The sequence below is a fragment of the Gottfriedia acidiceleris genome (assembly GCF_002128425.1).
GTDB classification, from domain to species: Bacteria; Bacillota; Bacilli; order Bacillales; family Bacillaceae_G; genus Gottfriedia; species Gottfriedia acidiceleris.
In genome coordinates, this window is sequence record NZ_NESS01000002.1 from 331964 (window position 1) to 350029 (window position 18066).

Consider the following 18066-nt stretch of genomic DNA (forward strand, 5'->3'; position numbering starts at 1 on the left):
GATTTGAAGGCAGATATTCTATTAACAAATATTGGTCAATTATTAACGATGGATCATGGTGATGGTCCAATTCATGGGAAAGACATGAGTAATCTACCTGTTCTAGAAAATGCAGAAATCGCATGGAAAGATGGGCAAATTATTTATATCGGACAAATGAATGAACAAAAAATAGATGCAAAAGAAGTTATTGATTGCGAGGGAAAACTAGTCACTCCAGGATTAGTAGACCCTCATACTCACGTGGTCTTTGGAGGATCACGTGAGCATGAAGTTAGTTTGAAATTACAAGGTGCCTCTTATTTAGAAATATTGGAAATGGGTGGCGGGATCCATTCTACTGTAAGTCAAACTAAACTAGCTTCTCATGACGATTTAAAAAAGAAAACGATTCATCACTTAAACAGAATGCTTTCATTCGGTGTAACAACAGTCGAAGCAAAAAGTGGTTATGGACTTGACGAAGAAACTGAATTAAAACAACTTCGAATTGCTAAGGAATTACAGGCTGAGCATGATATTGATTTAGTTTCAACTTTCTTAGGTGCTCATGCAGTACCAAAGGAGTATAAAGGAAATGAAGAAGCTTTCTTAGAAAAAATGCTTTCTTTATTAGATGTTATTAAAGAAGAAGAACTAGCTGAATTTGTAGATGTATTCGCTGAAACTGGTGTATTTTCAGTAGAACAATCAAGAGAATTTTTATTAAAAGCAAAAGAACAAGGCTTTAATGTTAAAATTCATGCAGATGAAATAGATCCTCTAGGTGGCACTGAAATGGCAGCGGAAATTGGCGCTATTTCTGCTGATCACCTATGTGGTGCATCCAAAAAAGGTGTAGAAATGCTTGGTGTGAGCAATACAATCGGAGTCATTTTACCGGGAACTACCTTCTATTTGAATAAACCTGAATTTGCACCTGCAAGAGCGATGATTGAAAATAACGTAGCAGTTTCATTAGCAACTGATTTCAACCCAGGAAGCTGCCCTACTGAAAATTTACAATTAATCATGACAATTGCAATGCTTAAATTAAAAATGACGCCTGAAGAAATTTGGAATGCCGTTACGATTAACTCTTCATACGCGATTAATCGTGGAGACCAATCTGGTAAACTAAAAATTGGTCGTAAGGCAGATGTCGTTATTTGGAATGTACCAAACTATACTTATGTACCTTACCATTTTGGTGTAAATCATGTAGAATCAGTATTTAAGAATGGTAAATTAGTAGTAAGTAGGGGTGAACATGATGTCGTTATCACATCTTAAAAAAGCAGGAGATGCAATTTTCATTGATTCAAAAGTTACAAAAGCAAATGAAATCATCTCTGCGTGGAATGGAACAGAAGCATCAAATTTCTCAATTATCGGTGTACCATTGTCCAAAACATCAATAAGTCATTCAGGTGCAAGCTTCGCACCCACTTCAATTCGAAAAATGCTAAGTAGTTACAGTACTTATCATATTGAAGACCAAATTGATTTAAAAGATTACAAGGTTACTGATTTTGGTGATATTACGATGCATGTGACTGATTTCGAAGAGTCGAGAAATCGTATTAGATCAACAATCTCTGAATTGCTAGGTCAATATAAAGAAACAATGCCAATCATATTAGGTGGGGATCATGGCATTAGTTTTCCAAGCATTTCAGCGTTTGCAAAAGAACGAGGAACAGTAGGAGTTATCCAATTTGATGCTCATCACGACTTAAGAAATACTGAAGATGGTGGACGTTCAAACGGTACACCTTTCCGTAGCCTGATTGATGAAGGTATTCTAAAAGGTGAACATTTAGTTCAAATTGGTATCCGCAATTTCTCAAATAGCGCTCCATACACTGAATTCGGTGTTAATAACGGAGTAAAAATCTTTTCAATGCGCGATGTTCGCGAACTAGGAATCTCAAAAATTATTAAAGACAGCATTAATCATTTAGTAGACAAAGTTGATGCAATATACATTAGCCTAGATATGGACGTACTAGACCAAGCATTTGCTCCTGGTTGCCCAGCAATTGGACCTGGAGGAATGGACAGTCAAACACTATTAGATGGTATTTGTTATCTAGCATCACACCCAAAAGTTTGTGGAATGGATATTGTTGAACTTGACCCAACAATCGATTTCCGTGATATGACAAGCAGAATCGCAGCACATGTTATATTAAACTTTCTTGTTGAAAAAGTTAAACTGTTAAATATGTAAAATGTGAAACTCGTAAACTTAGTTGTTTGCGAGTTTTTTTTGTAGGTAAGGGCGGCAAATAATACTGTGTAAAGTGCAAATAGGAGATGTGTGACTGCAAATAAGAGATCAAGAGCTGGTGATAAGTGCAAATAAAAATTTCAAAAGTGTAAATATAATCGAAAAATTGCTAGTGGCAAGCGAGCTTGCTATAATCAAAATGAGAATAAATGTTCGACTGATTTTAAAAAAATAATAATTATAGAAATCTACACAGGTTGATCAAGTATTAACTCCAAAAGAGTTCATGAGTAAGCAAAAAAGCAAAAATAGTAAATTTAGTAACTCATAAAGGGTTCATGAGTAAGAAAAAAGCAAAATTAAGAAATATAGTAACTCATAAAGGGTTCATGAGTAAGTAAAAAAGCAAAATTAAGAAATATAGTAACTCATAAAGGGTTCATGAGTAAGTAAAAAAGCAAAATTAAGAAATATAGTAACTCATAAAGGGTTCATGAGTAAGTAAAAAAGCAAAAATAATAAATTTAGTAACTCATAAAGAGTTCATGAGTAAGTAAAAAAGCAAAAATAGTAATTTTAGTAACTCATAAAGAGTTCATGATTAAGTAAAAAAGCAAAAATAGTAATTTTAGTAACTCAAATGGTTCATGAGTAAGTAAAAAAACAAAACTATTTAATTTAGTAGCTCATAATAGAAAAGGAGGAAGAGTTTTGTTAAATAATGAATCAAAAAGAAAAATAATTCTAGATTTAGCAGTTACATTAGATGGTTTTATTGAAGGGAAAAACGGAGAAGTTGATTGGTGCATAATGGACCCTGAAATGGAATTCTCAAATTTCTTGAATCAAATAGATACTATTTTATATGGTCGTAAGAGTTATGATTTATGGGGACATTATATTCCAAGCATAGATGACTCTGTATCTGATAAAGAAATGTGGGATTTAGTTCATAGCAAGGAAAAATATGTGTTTTCCAGAACTCAAACAAATGATGATAATAATGCAAAATATATAAATAAAAATATAGTTGAAGAAGTAAATAAATTAAAAGAGCAGCCAGGTAAAGACATCTGGTTATATGGCGGATCGAGCCTTATTACAACATTTATAAATTTAGGCCTAGTAGATGAATTTAGAATATCAATCCATCCTGTTATATTAGGAGAAGGAAAACTTTTGTTTGTAGACATTAAACAGAGAAAAAATTTAATTATGATGAAAACGAGAACTTTTTCTTCTGGAGTTGTTCAGGTTATCTATTATTTGAATGAAGAATAAGTTCCTTGAGGGATTCCTTAAAAAGTTTTCCATTCACATACAAATTCACAAGCTGCTTAATTGCAGTTTTTTTTATTCCCATACTTCTTTAATAAAGACTTTTTCCCAACACCTCAATATAACTATTTGCTCATCAATTTCTTCATGCTAAATTGATTACAATTTTTTCTAAAGAACTTATGGTACAAAAAACCGAGAACAAGTGAATATTCTCGGTTTAAATGTTTTTATTTACGTTATTTATAAACTTCGTTGTTTTGAAACGTCTTGATAAACGTCTTGCTTGCCTTGTGAAGTAGCAATCCACCAAAGAACCCCCTGTGTGAGAAAGAACAGACTCCACATTAATACAAGACCAATCGAAGTTAAATCAGTACCTCCATCACCGTATATACCATTGACTGTAACACAAGTGATGAGACCACTAAATATAAGAACAATCAACTTAATAATTAACGGCGTTTTAGAAATAGATGTATCTATTTGTAGGGAATCATTTGAACTTGTTACGAATGGTTTTTTATAAGACCTAGCATAGTCATGAACACCTCTCTTAATCTCATCCTGTAATTTTTCTTCGTCACCTATTGCCATCTCTTTCGTAATGTAAATTAATGAAAATGCAAAAGGTACTACAATTACTAACCATCCTAAAGCAAATGCTATACCACCGAAATCAAGATGTAAATCTCCAAAAGGCGTCATTATTCATCTCTCCTTTATATGTAGACAATAAACACATGCATTGTTCATCTGAATTCATAATACTGAATAACAATTTTTTTGTGTGTGATTTAAATCACACACTCAGTACTATTAAATAGCAAAAATTCTTGTGAATAAAAGGGGAGAGTTTATGTTTACTAAATCAACTATAACAAATCAAAATTATGATTATATAAGAATAATTTAGGGACACTTTTCAAAATTACATATATAATTAGATAGGCTATATCAAAAGGCATAACATTGAAGTGAAAATTAATAACTATGTTGTTCAGTTGGAAAGAGAGAATAATAAATTATGAAATATGATTTAATTTTTGATTTAGACGATACATTAATTCAAACCCAAGCCGCATTTAGGGATAATACAGATTTATGTGCAAATCTAGTACACCATGCGCTAGGTGGAAAAGTACTAATTAATGACATTAAAGAAGTTTTTAATAAAATCGATTTGGAACTAATAAAAGATATGGGATTCAGTAAAAAACGATATCCTTATGCATGGGAATCAACTTTAGATTTATTTGCAACACGACATAATATAGAGATATCAAGCATTGTCTTTGAACAATTACAATCATTAGCCAAAACGATATTTAAAGTAACTGTTCCACTGCAAAGTGATACATTTATAATAGATGAATTGTCAAATCACAAAGATGTTGCAAGTATGACTATATTGACTTTAGGTGAAAAAGACGTACAAACAAAACGAGTGATGGATACTGGCTTAGTACATCATTTTGATAACGTTTTTATTACAAATAAAAAAGATAAAAATACCTATCTTGAATTAAAGGAAAAATTAAGTAATCCAGTAATGATTGGGAACTCTCTTAGAAGTGATATTGTACCTGCTATAGATGCAGGGATGAAAGCAATTCATATTATTAGAGATTCATGGTCTTATGACGAAATTGAGCATAATCATAGAATAGAGAGTATTCATTCTTTAGTTGAAATAAAATTACTTTTATTTGGAAATTTGATAAACCTATAAGGGCTTTTTTTCAGTTCGTTTTATTTATCAATAGTTCAACAACAAATAGAGGATTATCTTTAATGAGGATGTTGAGAAATCGGTAAAGGGGATTAAACTCCTTTCCCGATTTGTCTTTTTAGGTTATTTCATCGTGTTAAAACATGTTTTTATCAAGCTGTCTTGTTTAATTTATTACTTTAACCATTTTTTAAAATTTAGAGCAATGTTGAGCTAATGCATTGCTTTAGTTGAACGAAACAATCTGCTTATAGTCGATTTTTTATGTAACTAATCGTAGTTTTATGGTATAAGGAAAAAACTAAAGAAGACATTTGAAAAGGATTATTTAAAAAAAACGAGGTGATTAATTAGTGAAGTTAAATCAAGAATCTCAATACATTAGGTCTGTGAATCTTAAAAGTGAGCAAATTTCATCATATGGTCAATTCCCACTTAATCTTCCAGTAATTCGGAATTTCCAAGAAATAACGTTTCATCCAAGTGTTACTTATATTATTGGAGAAAATGGAATGGGGAAGTCAACTTTACTTGAGGGGATTGCTATAGCTTTAGGATTTAATCCAGAAGGTGGAACGTTAAACTTTAATTTTACTAGTTACGACTCCCACTCAAATTTAGATGAATACCTGCAAATAGTAAAAGGAGTAAATAGAGCAAAGGATTCTTTTTTCTTTAGGGCAGAAACGTTTTATAATGTAGCAACTAATATAGAAGAATTAGATAAAGAACCATTTTCTGGCCGTAAGATAATTGATTCATATGGAGGCAAATCATTACATGAACAATCTCACGGTGAATCTTTTTTCGCAGCATTTATGGAGCGTTTTCAAGGAAGTGGTTTATACATATTAGATGAGCCAGAAGCTGCTTTGTCACCATTGAGGCAAATGTCGATGTTAGCTAGAATTAATGATCTTGTTAATCAAGGTTCTCAGTTTATTATTTCCACCCATTCACCAATAATTATGGCGTATCCTAATGCTAAAATTATTCAGCTTACAGAAAACGGAATGAGTGATTCTAAATTAGAAGACACGAATCATTATTCAATTATGAAGCAATTCTTTGAAGATAAAGATCGATTATTGCACCATCTTTTTGAGTAAAGTAGGCTATTGTTAAATTCATAATTTAAGAATGTTTTAGTTGTACTACGAGCGACTGCTTCGTGGTCTTTTTTTATTGGAAAGAAGACAACAAGTGATTCTGATGATGGTTTAACAATCTCGCAAAATGTTGATCTGATAGATTACCTTATTCCACTTTTAAGGGTAACATTAGTAATTGGAATTTTTGGAGCAATTGTTGGCTTAGGAATATTTGTAATAAAGAATAAAAAAATTAATTGAAATCCTTGATCGACTGAGATAGTCGATTTTTTATTGAGGAAAATGGCAGTTTAGTTTAGTAGGATTAATAGAATAATATTTTTTTGTGTTAGAAACAATATAGTTCATGGTAAAATATGGATATATTCTTGTGTTGAAAATTATTGAAAACTGATGATTTTTAGAGGGGAATTACGATGATTAACGCTTTATTCATGATTGACTCAGTTTTCGGAGTTTTTTTCGATTATGGCAGTGTTAAATACACGGAAAATCCATAGGTATTTACCAAAAATTTATGGAAAAAGGAAGAAAAAATAATCTTTCTTTCAGTATAGACCTTGATTTTGATGATTAATATAAAAATCAATCCAAAAGAGTCTTCTTTATAAAGGAGAATGATTATGAAAAAGAGCGTTAAACAAAGGGAAATTCAATCAAAATACAGAAGAATTATGAGTGAAAATAAAGAAAAGCCAGATAAAAATGGGATTTTTTTTGTCATCATATTGTTCATACTTCTTATATGCAACTTACTATTTAAAGGGTTTTAAAATTGTTGAACCAATTTTATTTATAATTCAATACTTTAAGGGGATTTAACTGTGTCAGTTACTTTAAAAGGCTTTTTAATATTACTGTTTGCACTATATCACATTCTTAATAGAGAAGAAGTTGAAAAATCAGAAGTAGAAATTGATGTATCGAACATAAAAACAAACAAAGAGTTGCATCTTCTATTGAAAAAAAAGCTTAAATTTCCAAATATTTATGAAGAAAATTGGGAGGATTTTTGGGAAACAATTACCGGTCGGATTGAATTACCAAATAAGATTAAATTTGTTGGCTGGAAAGTTTTAGAATCAAGATTACCTGAAGATACAAAAATATTACAAGATTACATTCTCGAACATAATCTTGAGTTTCCAGATTGGGAATGTGAATGTTTATTCAACTAACACATGCTTAAGTTTAATAAAAAAATCGATTGTTTAGTCGATTTTTTTATCTCACTAAAACGCAAGATTTACAAAAACTCTTACTTTAGTCGAACAGCATGATTGGCTGAATAGTCGATTTTTTTATTGAATAAGTAAAAAATCTACCTAATTACCAAAGTTGTAAGGTTGGATTTAATTTAACTAAAACAATTTATTCTTTTAATCGAGGTGTTATTATGATTTGGTTGTTATTAATAGATGTTATCTTGTTGTTTTTGACAATTACTTATTTTGTTAAAACCTTTTTAAATGGATTTAAGAATAGTATGACTTTTAAAGAAATCATTAAATCAAATTACATATGGATTTTATTTTTTTTACTTATTCTTTATCCTATAATCTTCAAGGATTTAAATCGATATTTATTAAAATAAAACTAATGTAAAAGATGTCAACTTGAAACTATTACACCACTCTCCTTCATCTTGGACTAATTTGTTTTACATCCTCCATCAATGGCAAAACTATTGATAAAAGGAGGAGATAAAAATGACTCAAGATCGATTTGAAGAAGCGTATGAAATGTATAGAAATCAAAGTGAAAACGAACAAATGGTAGAAGAATCAGTGAATCAAGATAGGGAACATATTGTTGCAGTTCGTAAAAATGAAGATGGTGATTTAATTGGTTTTAGAACAAGTTTAAACCGTGAACTAGATTATCTTCAAGCTTTACAAGAAGCAAAAAGTGGAAATTTAGCATATGTTGATGTCATCCATAAATATGGTCGTGACATACTAAGAAGTGAACCGGATGGTATGGCAGAAAATAATTTGAGTAATCTACCAGAATTTTAAAAATTAAGATAAAACAAGAAAGCTCAGTCTAAATTACTGAGCTTTTTACAATGTCAATTTTGAAAACAAGAAGATACTCTATTATTAATAAATATTAGGATCGATAGAAAACAAAAATAACTTGTCCACATTTTTGCTTTTTAAAATTGATGACCATACTTAGACATTAATAGTAACCAACAATAATCATAGATTAAGTTCCAAGAGTTCTTATTCTTGGTAATTCGAATTGTTCTGCACTCGCTGCTTCCATTCCTCCTCCTTCGTTATGCTCGGAATTAGTTCTAATTCTGCTTCTATTAAGTCTACTGTCTCTGATTTTTATTCCTTGCTGTCCTCCTAATTCATCATTATCTTGTCCTGCAATGCCACTTCTTCCATTACCATCTGCAAATTGAGAATTAGTATTTGAAGTTTGACTATTGTTTCTAGCATTTTGTCCGCCTTGATTTGCGTTCATTCCAACATTTCGATTAATTTGTCCTCCGCCTTCAGCCCTTTGTTCGACTTGGACGCGATTCTCTTTAATTTCAATGTTGAAAAAATTAAAATTGATTGAATCATTCGGATTAGCGGATGCAAGGATCTCCTGAATCTCTTCTTTTAATGCTTTGAAATCATCTAATTCTGCTGCCATAGTAAAATATACACACTCCTTTCTATCAATACTTACACTATATTCATTTTTAATAGATTCTGATTAGACATTTAATAGAATAAATTTCGACTTTTATGTAATTTAGTGAAAAAAAGGTCAAAGCAAACATTTTGAAAGAGTTATTTTTAGAAATATATTTTATTCTCCCGGAATTTTCAACTATAAATTTGTTGTTTTTCCCAAGAATTAGTTCCAAATTACATAGAATAATCATTATTTCACATTTAAATCATAGATTAGTAATGGAGTGTGATCTAGATGAATCCTTTTTTAATAAAAATATTAAAATCATTTTGTGGTGTAATTGTCATCGACCTGTTTTTACTTACTTATTGCTTGTTACTAGGGAGCTATTTTCATATTTTACATTCATTTACTTGGTTTGGATTTAAAATAATTGTTTTACCGTTTAGCATTTTAGCATTTATTATTTCAATGGTTTATTTTAGTAAAAAAATAGAAATCGAGGCATTGGAAGATAGTAATGAGCTTGAAGAAGGTGAAATTGAACATTCAACAAGAATGGAAAAATACCATCAACTCGAAAAAAATTGAATTGAGGTGGTAAAATGGACCTCGAAAATATTGTTTTACGAAATATTGAAGAGCGGATCAATCGTCTAACAAGGAAACAAGGTGAAGATGGATCATGGGAATTTTGTTTTGAAGGTTCATTATTAACTGATAGTTTTATGGTTTTATTAATGAATGATCTAGAATACAAGAATCAAAAGGTAATAGATGGGATTATTGATCGTATCATCAATCTTCAACATCCGAATGGAGCTTGGAAATTATACGAGGATGAAAAAGATGGAAACTTAACTGCAACTGTACAAGCTTACATAGCTTTACTAATTTCAAAAAAGTATACAAAAGAACATTCAAGTATGAAAAAAGCTGAAAAATTTATTCGTGAAAACGGCGGTATTAAAAAAACACATTTTATGTTAAAAATGATTCTGGCTACTCATGGTTTAATTGAGTATCCTAAATTATTTTACTTTCCAATGAGTTATTTTTTACTTCCAAATAAAATGCCGTTGAGTTTATTTGATTTAAGTAATTATGCTAGAGTTCACTTAGTTCCAATGATTCTTTGTATTAATAAGCGGTTTAAATTGAAATTGGATGACAATCTAAATATCGATCATCTTCTAGAGACTAATGAAGTAGAATGGTTTTACGAAGAGCGAGGGAGTTTTTATCAATTTTTACTTGAGGAAGGTAAGAAGCTTGCTTCATATCCTCTTTATTTTCACCAGAAAGGATATGAAAAGGCTGAAAGATTTATTCTAGATCGTATTGAAACAAATGGAACATTTTATAGCTATGGCAGTTCTACATTTTATATGGTCTATGCTTTAATGGCTTTAGGTTATGAATCAAATTCATCCGTTATTCAAAATGCACTTCATGGACTTTTATCATACGCAACCGATACAGAAGCCGGACTTCATATTCAAAATTCACCATCGAAAGTATGGGATACTGCATTATTGTCTTATGCAATTCAAGAAGCTGGTTACCAAGTAAGTGATCCAATCGTTTCGAAATCTTTAAGCTACTTAATTAAGAAGCAACAAAATATGATTGGGGACTGGTCGGTTCATGCTAAAAATTTAAGTCCTGGTGGTTGGGGATTTTCAGATGTTAACTCTTTTATTCCAGATAATGATGATACTGGCGCAGTTTTAAGGGCATTATCAAGAAGTGCTTTGAATCAAACGACTATTCATGAAAGTTGGTTGAAGGGAGTTCATTTTTTACTTGGACTTCAAAATGAAGATGGTGGTTGGGGAGCATTCGAAAAAAATGTAACGAATAAATGGTTAACCTTTTTACCGATTGATAATGCAAAAGATGCAATCATTGATCCTTCTACTGCAGATTTAACAGGACGTGTATTGGAATTTATTGGGCATTATACGACGATTTCAAAAGATGATCCGATTGTGAAGAAGACGGTTGATTGGCTATTAAAAAATCAGAAATCAAATGGAAGTTGGTATGGTAGATGGGGAATTTGTTATATATATGGAACTTGGGCAGCGATTACTGGTCTTAGAGCCGTGGGGATTCCTAAAAGTCATGAGGCAATTAAAAAAGCTGAGAAATGGTTAGTTAGTATTCAAAATGAAGACGGAGGCTGGGGAGAATCAGGTCTTTCACCTGTTAAAAATAAATATGTTCCTTTAAAATATAGTACTCCCAGTCAAACAGCATGGGCAGTCGATACTTTACTTTCGATTCGTAATAAAGAAGACGAAGTAATTAGAAAAGGGATTAAATTTTTAACGACTCAAAGTGAATTATCTAATAAAGCATTAAATTATCCAACTGGATTAGGATTACCCGGTCAGTTTTACATTCATTATCATAGCTATAATGAAATTTATCCGCTATTAGCACTAGCACACTATAAAAATAGTTAAATAATACTATTATGTAAACAAAGTATATTTATTTTTGGGAATTTTTCCATAAATGTCTTTTCTTTATCATATAAATATAGTAAACTGTGTTATATTCAATATAACTAAATAATCCTTATCGAGAGCGGTGGAGGGACTGGCCCTTTGAAACCCGGCAACTTTAGCGAAAGCTAAAAAGTGCTAAATCCAGCATGTTTAAAACATGAGAGATAAGGCGTAATCTACATTTTAACGTCATTCTTTCATTTTTTGAGAGAATGGCGTTTTTTATTTTATATAAACGGGAAGTGATCGTATGAGCTTATTGAAAAAGTTAAATGAAGGAATTGTTTTAGGTGATGGCGCAATGGGAACACTTTTGTATTCTGGAGGACTTCACAGCTGTTTTGAAGAACTCAATATTACTGAGCGTGATCGAATCATTCATATACATGAACAATATATAGATGCTGGCGCAGAAGTTATTCAAACAAATTCGTACGGGGCAAATGCTGGAAAACTAAGACAATATGGTTTGGAAAAACTGGTTAAGCAAATTAATCAAATGGCTGTTAGAAATGCTAGAGAGGCTTCAAAAGGAAGAGCTTTAGTAATTGGTGGTATTGGTGGAATGAAATATGTAGGTTCTACTTTTACAACTCCTTTAGAACGCGAGATGATGCTACTTGAGCAAGCTTCTGCATTACTAGAAGAAGGCGTAGATGGAATCATGCTTGAAACATTTTATGATGAAAATGAATTATATGATGCGGTAAATCTATTAAGGGGAAGAACAGATTTACCGATTATTGCACAAGTAACATTACAAGAAATTGGCGTTATGCAAAGTGGTCAATATATTGAAAAAATTCTTCCTAACTTAATTGATTTGGGTGCAGATGTAGTTGGTATCAATTGTCATCTTGGACCACTTCATATGCTTGAGTCTTTAAATACTGTTTCATTACCAACGAATGGTTACTTATCGGCATTTCCAAATTCAGGATTGCCATTATACAATGAGGGGAAATATGTATACAAATCGAATCCAGAATATTTTGAAGATATGGCAAAACCATTTATTGAACAAGGCGTAAGACTAATTGGTGGATGTTGCGGTACAACACCTGCGCATATCGCTGCTTTACGAAGTAAGATTGATACTTTACAGCCTGTTACAAAAAAAGAAGTGAAAAACAGAACAATTAAAATTACGATTCCTAAGCAGGTAGAACAAAAGAATGAAACTTTACCAGAAAAGGCAACAAAGAGAACGACAATCATTGCCGAACTTGATCCGCCAAAAACATTACGAACGAGAAAGTTTTTTGAAGGAGCAAAAGCATTACATACCGCAGGGGCTGATGCAATTACGCTAGCAGATAATCCACTTGCTTCACCTAGAATTTCGAATGTGGCGATGGCATCACTTCTTCAAAGATTGGATGTACCAGTCTTGACGCATTTAACTTGTCGAGATCGTAATATGATTGGACTTCAATCTCATTTAATGGGGCTATCAACATTAGGATTAAATGAAGTTCTTGCAATTACGGGCGATCCTGCAAGGGTTGGAGATTTTCCAGGTGCAACTTCAGTATATGATGTAGCATCACTTGAACTGATTCGAATGATTAAAGAAATGAATGATGGAAGGCTTTATTCCGGTAAAAGCTTAGGAAATGGCACGAGATTTTCTGTTGCGGCTGCATTTAACCCGAATGTTCGGAAATTTGATGCGGCAATTAAAAGGCTTGAGAAAAAGGTCGAGGCTGGAGCTGATTATTTTTTAACTCAACCAATTTATGATTTTGAAACGATTGATAAGTTATATGAGGCAACACGTCATATTAAACAGCCAATATTTATTGGGATTATGCCACTAGTTAGTAAAAGGAATGCTGATTTTATTCATTATGAAGTTCCAGGAATTACTTTATCCGAAGAAGTAAGAAATAGAATTACATCAGTTGAACCAGAGAAAGCAGTTGATGAAGGTAAAAAAATTGCAAAAGAGCTTATTCATTATGCTAAAGATAAATTTAACGGCATTTATTTAATCACTCCATTTTTGAAGTATGAAATAACCGAGGATTTAATTCAGTTTACTAAAAGCAGCAATAAAGAGGAGATACAACTATGAAAACTTTAGATGTAGCATTAAAAGAAAAAATATTACTTCTTGATGGAGCAATGGGAACGATGATCCAACAAAGAAACTTAACAGCAGAAGACTTTGGTGGAGAAGAATATGAGGGATGTAATGAATATTTAGTTGTTACAAGACCCGATGTTATACAAGAAATTCATGAGGAGTATATAGAAGCAGGTTCTGACATTATCGAAACGAACACATTTGGAGCAACAAATATCGTTTTATCCGATTATAATTTACAGCATTTAGATATTGAACTAAATGAAATTGCAGCAAGGATAGCAAGGCAAGCAGTTGAAGCATCGGGTAAAGATGTATATGTTGCAGGTGCAATGGGGCCAACAACGAAAGCAATCAGTGTTACAGGCGGTGTAACTTTTGATGAATTAATTACTGCATATAATCGACAAGCAACTGGATTAATAAATGGTGGCGTCGATGTTTTATTAGTTGAAACTTGTCAAGATATGAGAAATGTAAAAGCTGCATGTATTGGGATTAGTGATGCATTTAACGAATTAAATATAAAATTACCAGTTATGATTTCCGGAACAATTGAACCGATGGGGACAACATTAGCAGGTCAAACGATAGATGCTTTTTATTTAGCCATTGAACATATTACGCCTATATCAGTTGGATTAAACTGTGCAACAGGACCTGAGTTTATGAGAGATCATGTTCGTACATTGTCGGAGCTATCTGAGACTTTTGTTTCTTGTTATCCAAATGCTGGCTTACCAGATGAAGACGGACACTATCATGAATCACCAGAATCATTAGCAATAAAAGTACGTGATTTTGCTGAACAAGGATGGATCAATATTATAGGTGGTTGTTGTGGAACAACCCCAGATCATATTAAAGCAATGAAAGAAGCGATAAGTGGAATTACACCTCGTCAGCCTAAAAAAAGAGAGGATCATGCTGTAAGTGGTTTAGAATCACTTCGATATGATGATAGTATGCGACCACTTTTCGTCGGTGAAAGAACAAATGTTATTGGGTCTCGTAAATTTAAAAATTTAATAGCTGACGGAAAATTTGAAGAAGCTTCAGAAATTGCGAGAGCTCAAGTGAAAAAAGGTGCTCATGTAATCGACGTTTGTATGGCTGATCCAGATCGCGATGAAGTTGAGGATATGGAAAACTTCATAAAGCAATTAGTGAATAAAGTAAAAGTTCCAATTATGATTGATTCAACTGATGAAAAAGTAATTGAATTAGCATTAACTTATATTCAAGGTAAAGCGATTATTAATTCGATCAATCTTGAAGATGGTGAGGAACGCTTTGAGAAGATCTTACCTTTCATTCATAAATATGGTGCTGCAGTTGTAGTAGGTACGATTGATGAAGATGGGATGGCTGTATCAGCAGAAAGAAAATTAGAAATTGCCAAAAGAAGTTATCAACTATTAACTGAAAAATATAAGATTCGTGCTACAGACATCATCTTTGATCCACTTGTTTTCCCTGTTGGAACAGGTGATACACAATATATCGGTTCTGCAAAAGCAACAATTGATGGCATTAAATTAATTAAAGATGAATTTCCGGAGTGTTTAACGATCTTAGGTTTAAGTAATATTTCTTTCGGATTACCAAATGCTGGTCGTGAAGTATTAAATGCAGTTTTCTTATACCATTCTACAAAAGCAGGTCTTGATTATGCGATTGTTAATACTGAAAAACTGGAACGATTCGCTTCAATTCCTGCAAAAGAGCGTGAGCTTGCTGAAAATTTATTATTTCATACGTCTCAAGAAACATTAGATAAATTTGTTGAGCATTTTAGAAATTCAGTAAAGAAAGAAGAAAAACCAAAAGAACAGCTTCCAATTGAAGAAAGGTTAGCCGCTTGTGTAATTGAAGGTTCAAAACAAGGATTAATTGAAGATTTACAGGCTTGTCTTGATAGAGGAGACACACCACTAAATATTATTAATGGTCCACTAATGACTGGGATGGATGAAGTTGGAAGACTTTTTAATAATAATGAACTAATCGTAGCTGAAGTATTACAAAGTGCAGAAGTTATGAAGGCATCTGTAAACTTTTTAGAGCAATTTATGGAGAAAACTGAAAGCTCTAGAAAAGGAAAAGTTATCTTAGCAACAGTTAAAGGTGATGTTCATGATATCGGTAAGAACTTGGTTGATATTATTTTGACGAATAATGGCTTTGATGTCGTCAATTTAGGAATTAATATTCGACCAGATGATTTAATTACAAAGATTCGTGAAAACAAACCAGACATTATTGGATTATCAGGTTTATTAGTAAAGTCTGCTCAACAAATGGTCATTACAGCTGGTGACTTAAAAAGTGCCGGAATTAACACACCAATTTTAGTTGGTGGAGCTGCATTAACTAGAAAATTTACTGAAAACCGTATTCAACCAATTTACGATGGATTAGTTGTTTACTCTAATGACGCTATGACTGGTTTAGATTTAGCAAATAAAATTGTTAATCCAGCTGAGTTAAAAGCATTAGAAGATAAGAAAAAAGCAATTAAAAAAATAGACAATGTAATTGAATTGCCTGTTCCAGAAATTAGTACAAAGAGATCAGCAATACAAAAGTCAGATTGTCTAGTTCCTTCATCATTAAGTAAAACGGTCATAAAAAATATTCCAGTAGCTCAAGTGGCACCATTTATTAATTATCAAATGCTAATAGGACATCATTTAGGTGTGAAAGGTAAGTGGGAAAATCAAGAACGTGGCCAAGAGTTATACGAGTTAGTTCAAGAATTCTTAAAAGATGGAAATGAATATTTCGACTGCCAAGTAATCTATCAATTTTTCCCAGCTCAAAGTGATGGCAATGATGTCATTATCTATGATTCTGAAACTAAAAAACCGATTGAGCGTTTCCAATTTCCAAGACAAAGAAAAGAGCCTAACCTTTGTATAAGCGACTTTTTAAATCCTGTTGGTGAAGAAATGGATTATGTTGGATTCTTTTCTGTTACATCGGGACCACGAGTAAGAAATATTGCTGAAAGATTGAAACAAGAAGGGGAGTATTTAAAGAGCCACGTTTTATTCTCATTAGCTTTAGAATTAGCAGAAGGCTTAGCTGAGAAAACTCATATGTTGATGAGAGAAAAATGGGGATTCCCCGATCGTCCAGATTTCACGATGTCAGAGCGTTTTAAAGCGAAGTATCAAGGAATCAGGGTTTCATTTGGTTATCCTGCTTGTCCAAATCTAGAGGATCAAGAAAAGTTATTTAAGCTAATTAACCCAAATGAAATAGGGATTAATCTAACAGAAGGATTTATGATGCTACCAGAAGCTTCTGTAACAGCAATGGTATTCTCGCATAAAGATGGTAGATATTTTTCAGTTTAAAAAGAAAGAATAATTATTCATTTTGTTCAATAAAACTAAAATTTAGGTTAAACAGATTAAATAGGTAGTAGATACATTTTATTCACCATTCTACTGCCTTTTTTCAAGGAAAAAAAGGAGTGGAAAAAATGCCGGTCATTATTAACAAAGATTTACCTGCAACGGAAATACTAACGAAAGAAAATGTTTTTTATATGACAAAAGAGAGAGCGGAGTCTCAAGATATAAGACCGCTCCAAATAGGAATATTGAATTTAATGCCAACTAAAATTGAAACCGAAACGCAAATATTACGTTTAATCGCAAATTCACCTTTACAAGTAGATATCGATTTAATCGGTACGGAATCATATAAGCCTAAAAACGTATCAGAAGAGCACGTTTCAAGCTTCTATAAAACAATTTCACAAATTCAAAATACAAAATATGATGGATTTATTATTACCGGTGCTCCAGTTGAGACATTGGAGTTTGAGGAAGTTGAATATTGGCCAGAGCTTAAAGAGATTATGGATTTCACAAAAGAAAATGTAACTTCTACTTTACATATATGTTGGGGTGCACAAGCAGGTCTTTTCCATCATTATGGAGTTCCAAAATATTCATTAGATAAAAAAATGTTTGGCGTTTTCCCACACTCAGTAGAGGATCGTTTTGTGAAGCTAGTACGTGGCTTTGATGACGAGTATTATGTACCACATTCAAGACACACTGAGGTTAGGAAGGAAGACATCGATAAAATAGGAGAATTGAAGATTTTAAGTCTATCTGATGATGCAGGTGTGCATCTTGTTACGAGTGAAGACGGAAAGCAAATTTTTGCGACTGGACATCATGAATATTGTATTAATACTTTAAAGTCGGAATATGAAAGAGATGTACAAAGAGGAGCGGAAATTGCTATTCCCAAAAACTATTTCCGAAATGATAATCCAAAGGAAACACCGATTGTGCGTTGGAGAAGTCATGCTAATTTACTTTTCTCAAATTGGTTAAATTATTACGTTTATCAAGAAACCCCTTACAATTTATGATTTTTTAATTTTCGTTTCATAATTTGTAAAATACGAAATAAAAATAATTGGAAAATTTAAAAAAAGTGTTTGCTATTTTCATAAAATATTC

Annotated in this window: 14 protein-coding genes and 1 riboswitch; of the genes, 12 read left to right on the forward strand and 2 right to left on the reverse strand. The window is 32.2% G+C overall.

Annotation, left to right across the window (positions count from 1 at the left end; all coding sequences use genetic code 11):
* The first annotated feature begins 48 nt into the window (after positions 1–48).
* From hutI to B6K90_RS05580, 3 genes are all read left to right on the forward strand, one after another.
* The gene (hutI, locus tag B6K90_RS05570) at positions 49–1272 is read left to right on the forward strand and encodes an imidazolonepropionase (RefSeq protein ID WP_088011936.1); all 1224 of its coding nucleotides are present in this window, start codon (positions 49–51) and stop codon (positions 1270–1272) included.
* On the forward strand, positions 1253–2212 hold the full coding sequence (hutG, locus tag B6K90_RS05575) for a formimidoylglutamase (RefSeq protein WP_139840685.1): 960 nt from the start codon (positions 1253–1255) through the stop codon (positions 2210–2212). The genes hutI and hutG overlap by 20 nt, the downstream gene beginning before the upstream one ends.
* Before the next feature lie 711 nt (positions 2213–2923).
* Positions 2924–3493 (forward strand): dihydrofolate reductase family protein, encoded by a 570-nt coding sequence (locus tag B6K90_RS05580; RefSeq protein WP_088011746.1) that lies wholly within the window; start codon positions 2924–2926, stop codon positions 3491–3493.
* A 240-nt stretch (positions 3494–3733) separates the two neighbouring features.
* Here B6K90_RS05580 and B6K90_RS05585 read toward each other — a convergent pair whose 3' ends face one another.
* A complete protein-coding gene (locus tag B6K90_RS05585) occupies positions 3734–4198 on the reverse strand; it encodes a hypothetical protein (RefSeq protein ID WP_088011747.1) in 465 nt (154 codons plus the stop codon).
* A gap of 319 nt (positions 4199–4517) precedes the next feature.
* On the opposite strand from B6K90_RS05585, the gene B6K90_RS05590 reads away from it, so the two are divergent.
* The 4 genes from B6K90_RS05590 to B6K90_RS05605 all read left to right on the forward strand — a co-directional run bounded on the left by B6K90_RS05590 (position 4518) and on the right by B6K90_RS05605 (position 8352).
* On the forward strand, positions 4518–5222 hold the full coding sequence (locus B6K90_RS05590) for an HAD family hydrolase (RefSeq protein ID WP_088011748.1): 705 nt from the start codon (positions 4518–4520) through the stop codon (positions 5220–5222).
* Positions 5223–5575: 353 nt separating this feature from the next.
* Positions 5576–6331: an AAA family ATPase gene (locus B6K90_RS05595; protein ID WP_088011749.1), complete on the forward strand. Its 756-nt coding sequence runs from the start codon at positions 5576–5578 to the stop codon at positions 6329–6331.
* A gap of 827 nt (positions 6332–7158) precedes the next feature.
* On the forward strand, positions 7159–7512 hold the full coding sequence (locus B6K90_RS05600) for a barstar family protein (RefSeq protein ID WP_235821721.1): 354 nt from the start codon (positions 7159–7161) through the stop codon (positions 7510–7512).
* Positions 7513–8076: 564 nt separating this feature from the next.
* Complete coding sequence (locus tag B6K90_RS05605; RefSeq protein WP_407920501.1) at positions 8077–8352, forward strand: DUF3892 domain-containing protein; 276 nt, start codon at positions 8077–8079, stop codon at positions 8350–8352.
* 193 nt (positions 8353–8545) lie between these two features.
* On the opposite strand, the gene B6K90_RS24055 is transcribed toward B6K90_RS05605, so the two are convergent.
* Positions 8546–8989 carry a hypothetical protein gene (locus tag B6K90_RS24055; RefSeq protein WP_235821722.1) on the reverse strand — a complete coding sequence of 148 codons (444 nt, stop codon included), beginning with the start codon at positions 8987–8989 and terminating at the stop codon, positions 8546–8548.
* A gap of 279 nt (positions 8990–9268) precedes the next feature.
* Between B6K90_RS24055 and B6K90_RS05615 the strand changes: the two genes are divergently transcribed.
* The 5 genes from B6K90_RS05615 (at position 9269) to metA (ending at position 17975) form a co-directional block, all read left to right on the forward strand.
* Positions 9269–9565: a hypothetical protein gene (locus tag B6K90_RS05615; protein WP_088011751.1), complete on the forward strand. Its 297-nt coding sequence runs from the start codon at positions 9269–9271 to the stop codon at positions 9563–9565.
* Positions 9566–9579: 14 nt separating this feature from the next.
* Positions 9580–11445, forward strand: a complete 1866-nt coding sequence (shc, locus tag B6K90_RS05620; protein ID WP_088011752.1) for a squalene--hopene cyclase — start codon at positions 9580–9582, stop codon at positions 11443–11445.
* Positions 11446–11557: 112 nt separating this feature from the next.
* Positions 11558–11661, forward strand: a riboswitch (SAM riboswitch).
* Positions 11662–11740: 79 nt separating this feature from the next.
* On the forward strand, positions 11741–13567 hold the full coding sequence (locus tag B6K90_RS05625) for a bifunctional homocysteine S-methyltransferase/methylenetetrahydrofolate reductase (protein ID WP_088011753.1): 1827 nt from the start codon (positions 11741–11743) through the stop codon (positions 13565–13567).
* Positions 13564–16941, forward strand: a complete 3378-nt coding sequence (gene metH, locus B6K90_RS05630; protein WP_088011754.1) for a methionine synthase — start codon at positions 13564–13566, stop codon at positions 16939–16941. The genes B6K90_RS05625 and metH overlap by 4 nt, the downstream gene beginning before the upstream one ends.
* A gap of 128 nt (positions 16942–17069) precedes the next feature.
* Positions 17070–17975 carry a homoserine O-acetyltransferase MetA gene (gene metA, locus B6K90_RS05635; protein ID WP_088011755.1) on the forward strand — a complete coding sequence of 302 codons (906 nt, stop codon included), beginning with the start codon at positions 17070–17072 and terminating at the stop codon, positions 17973–17975.
* Positions 17976–18066 lie beyond the last annotated feature (91 nt).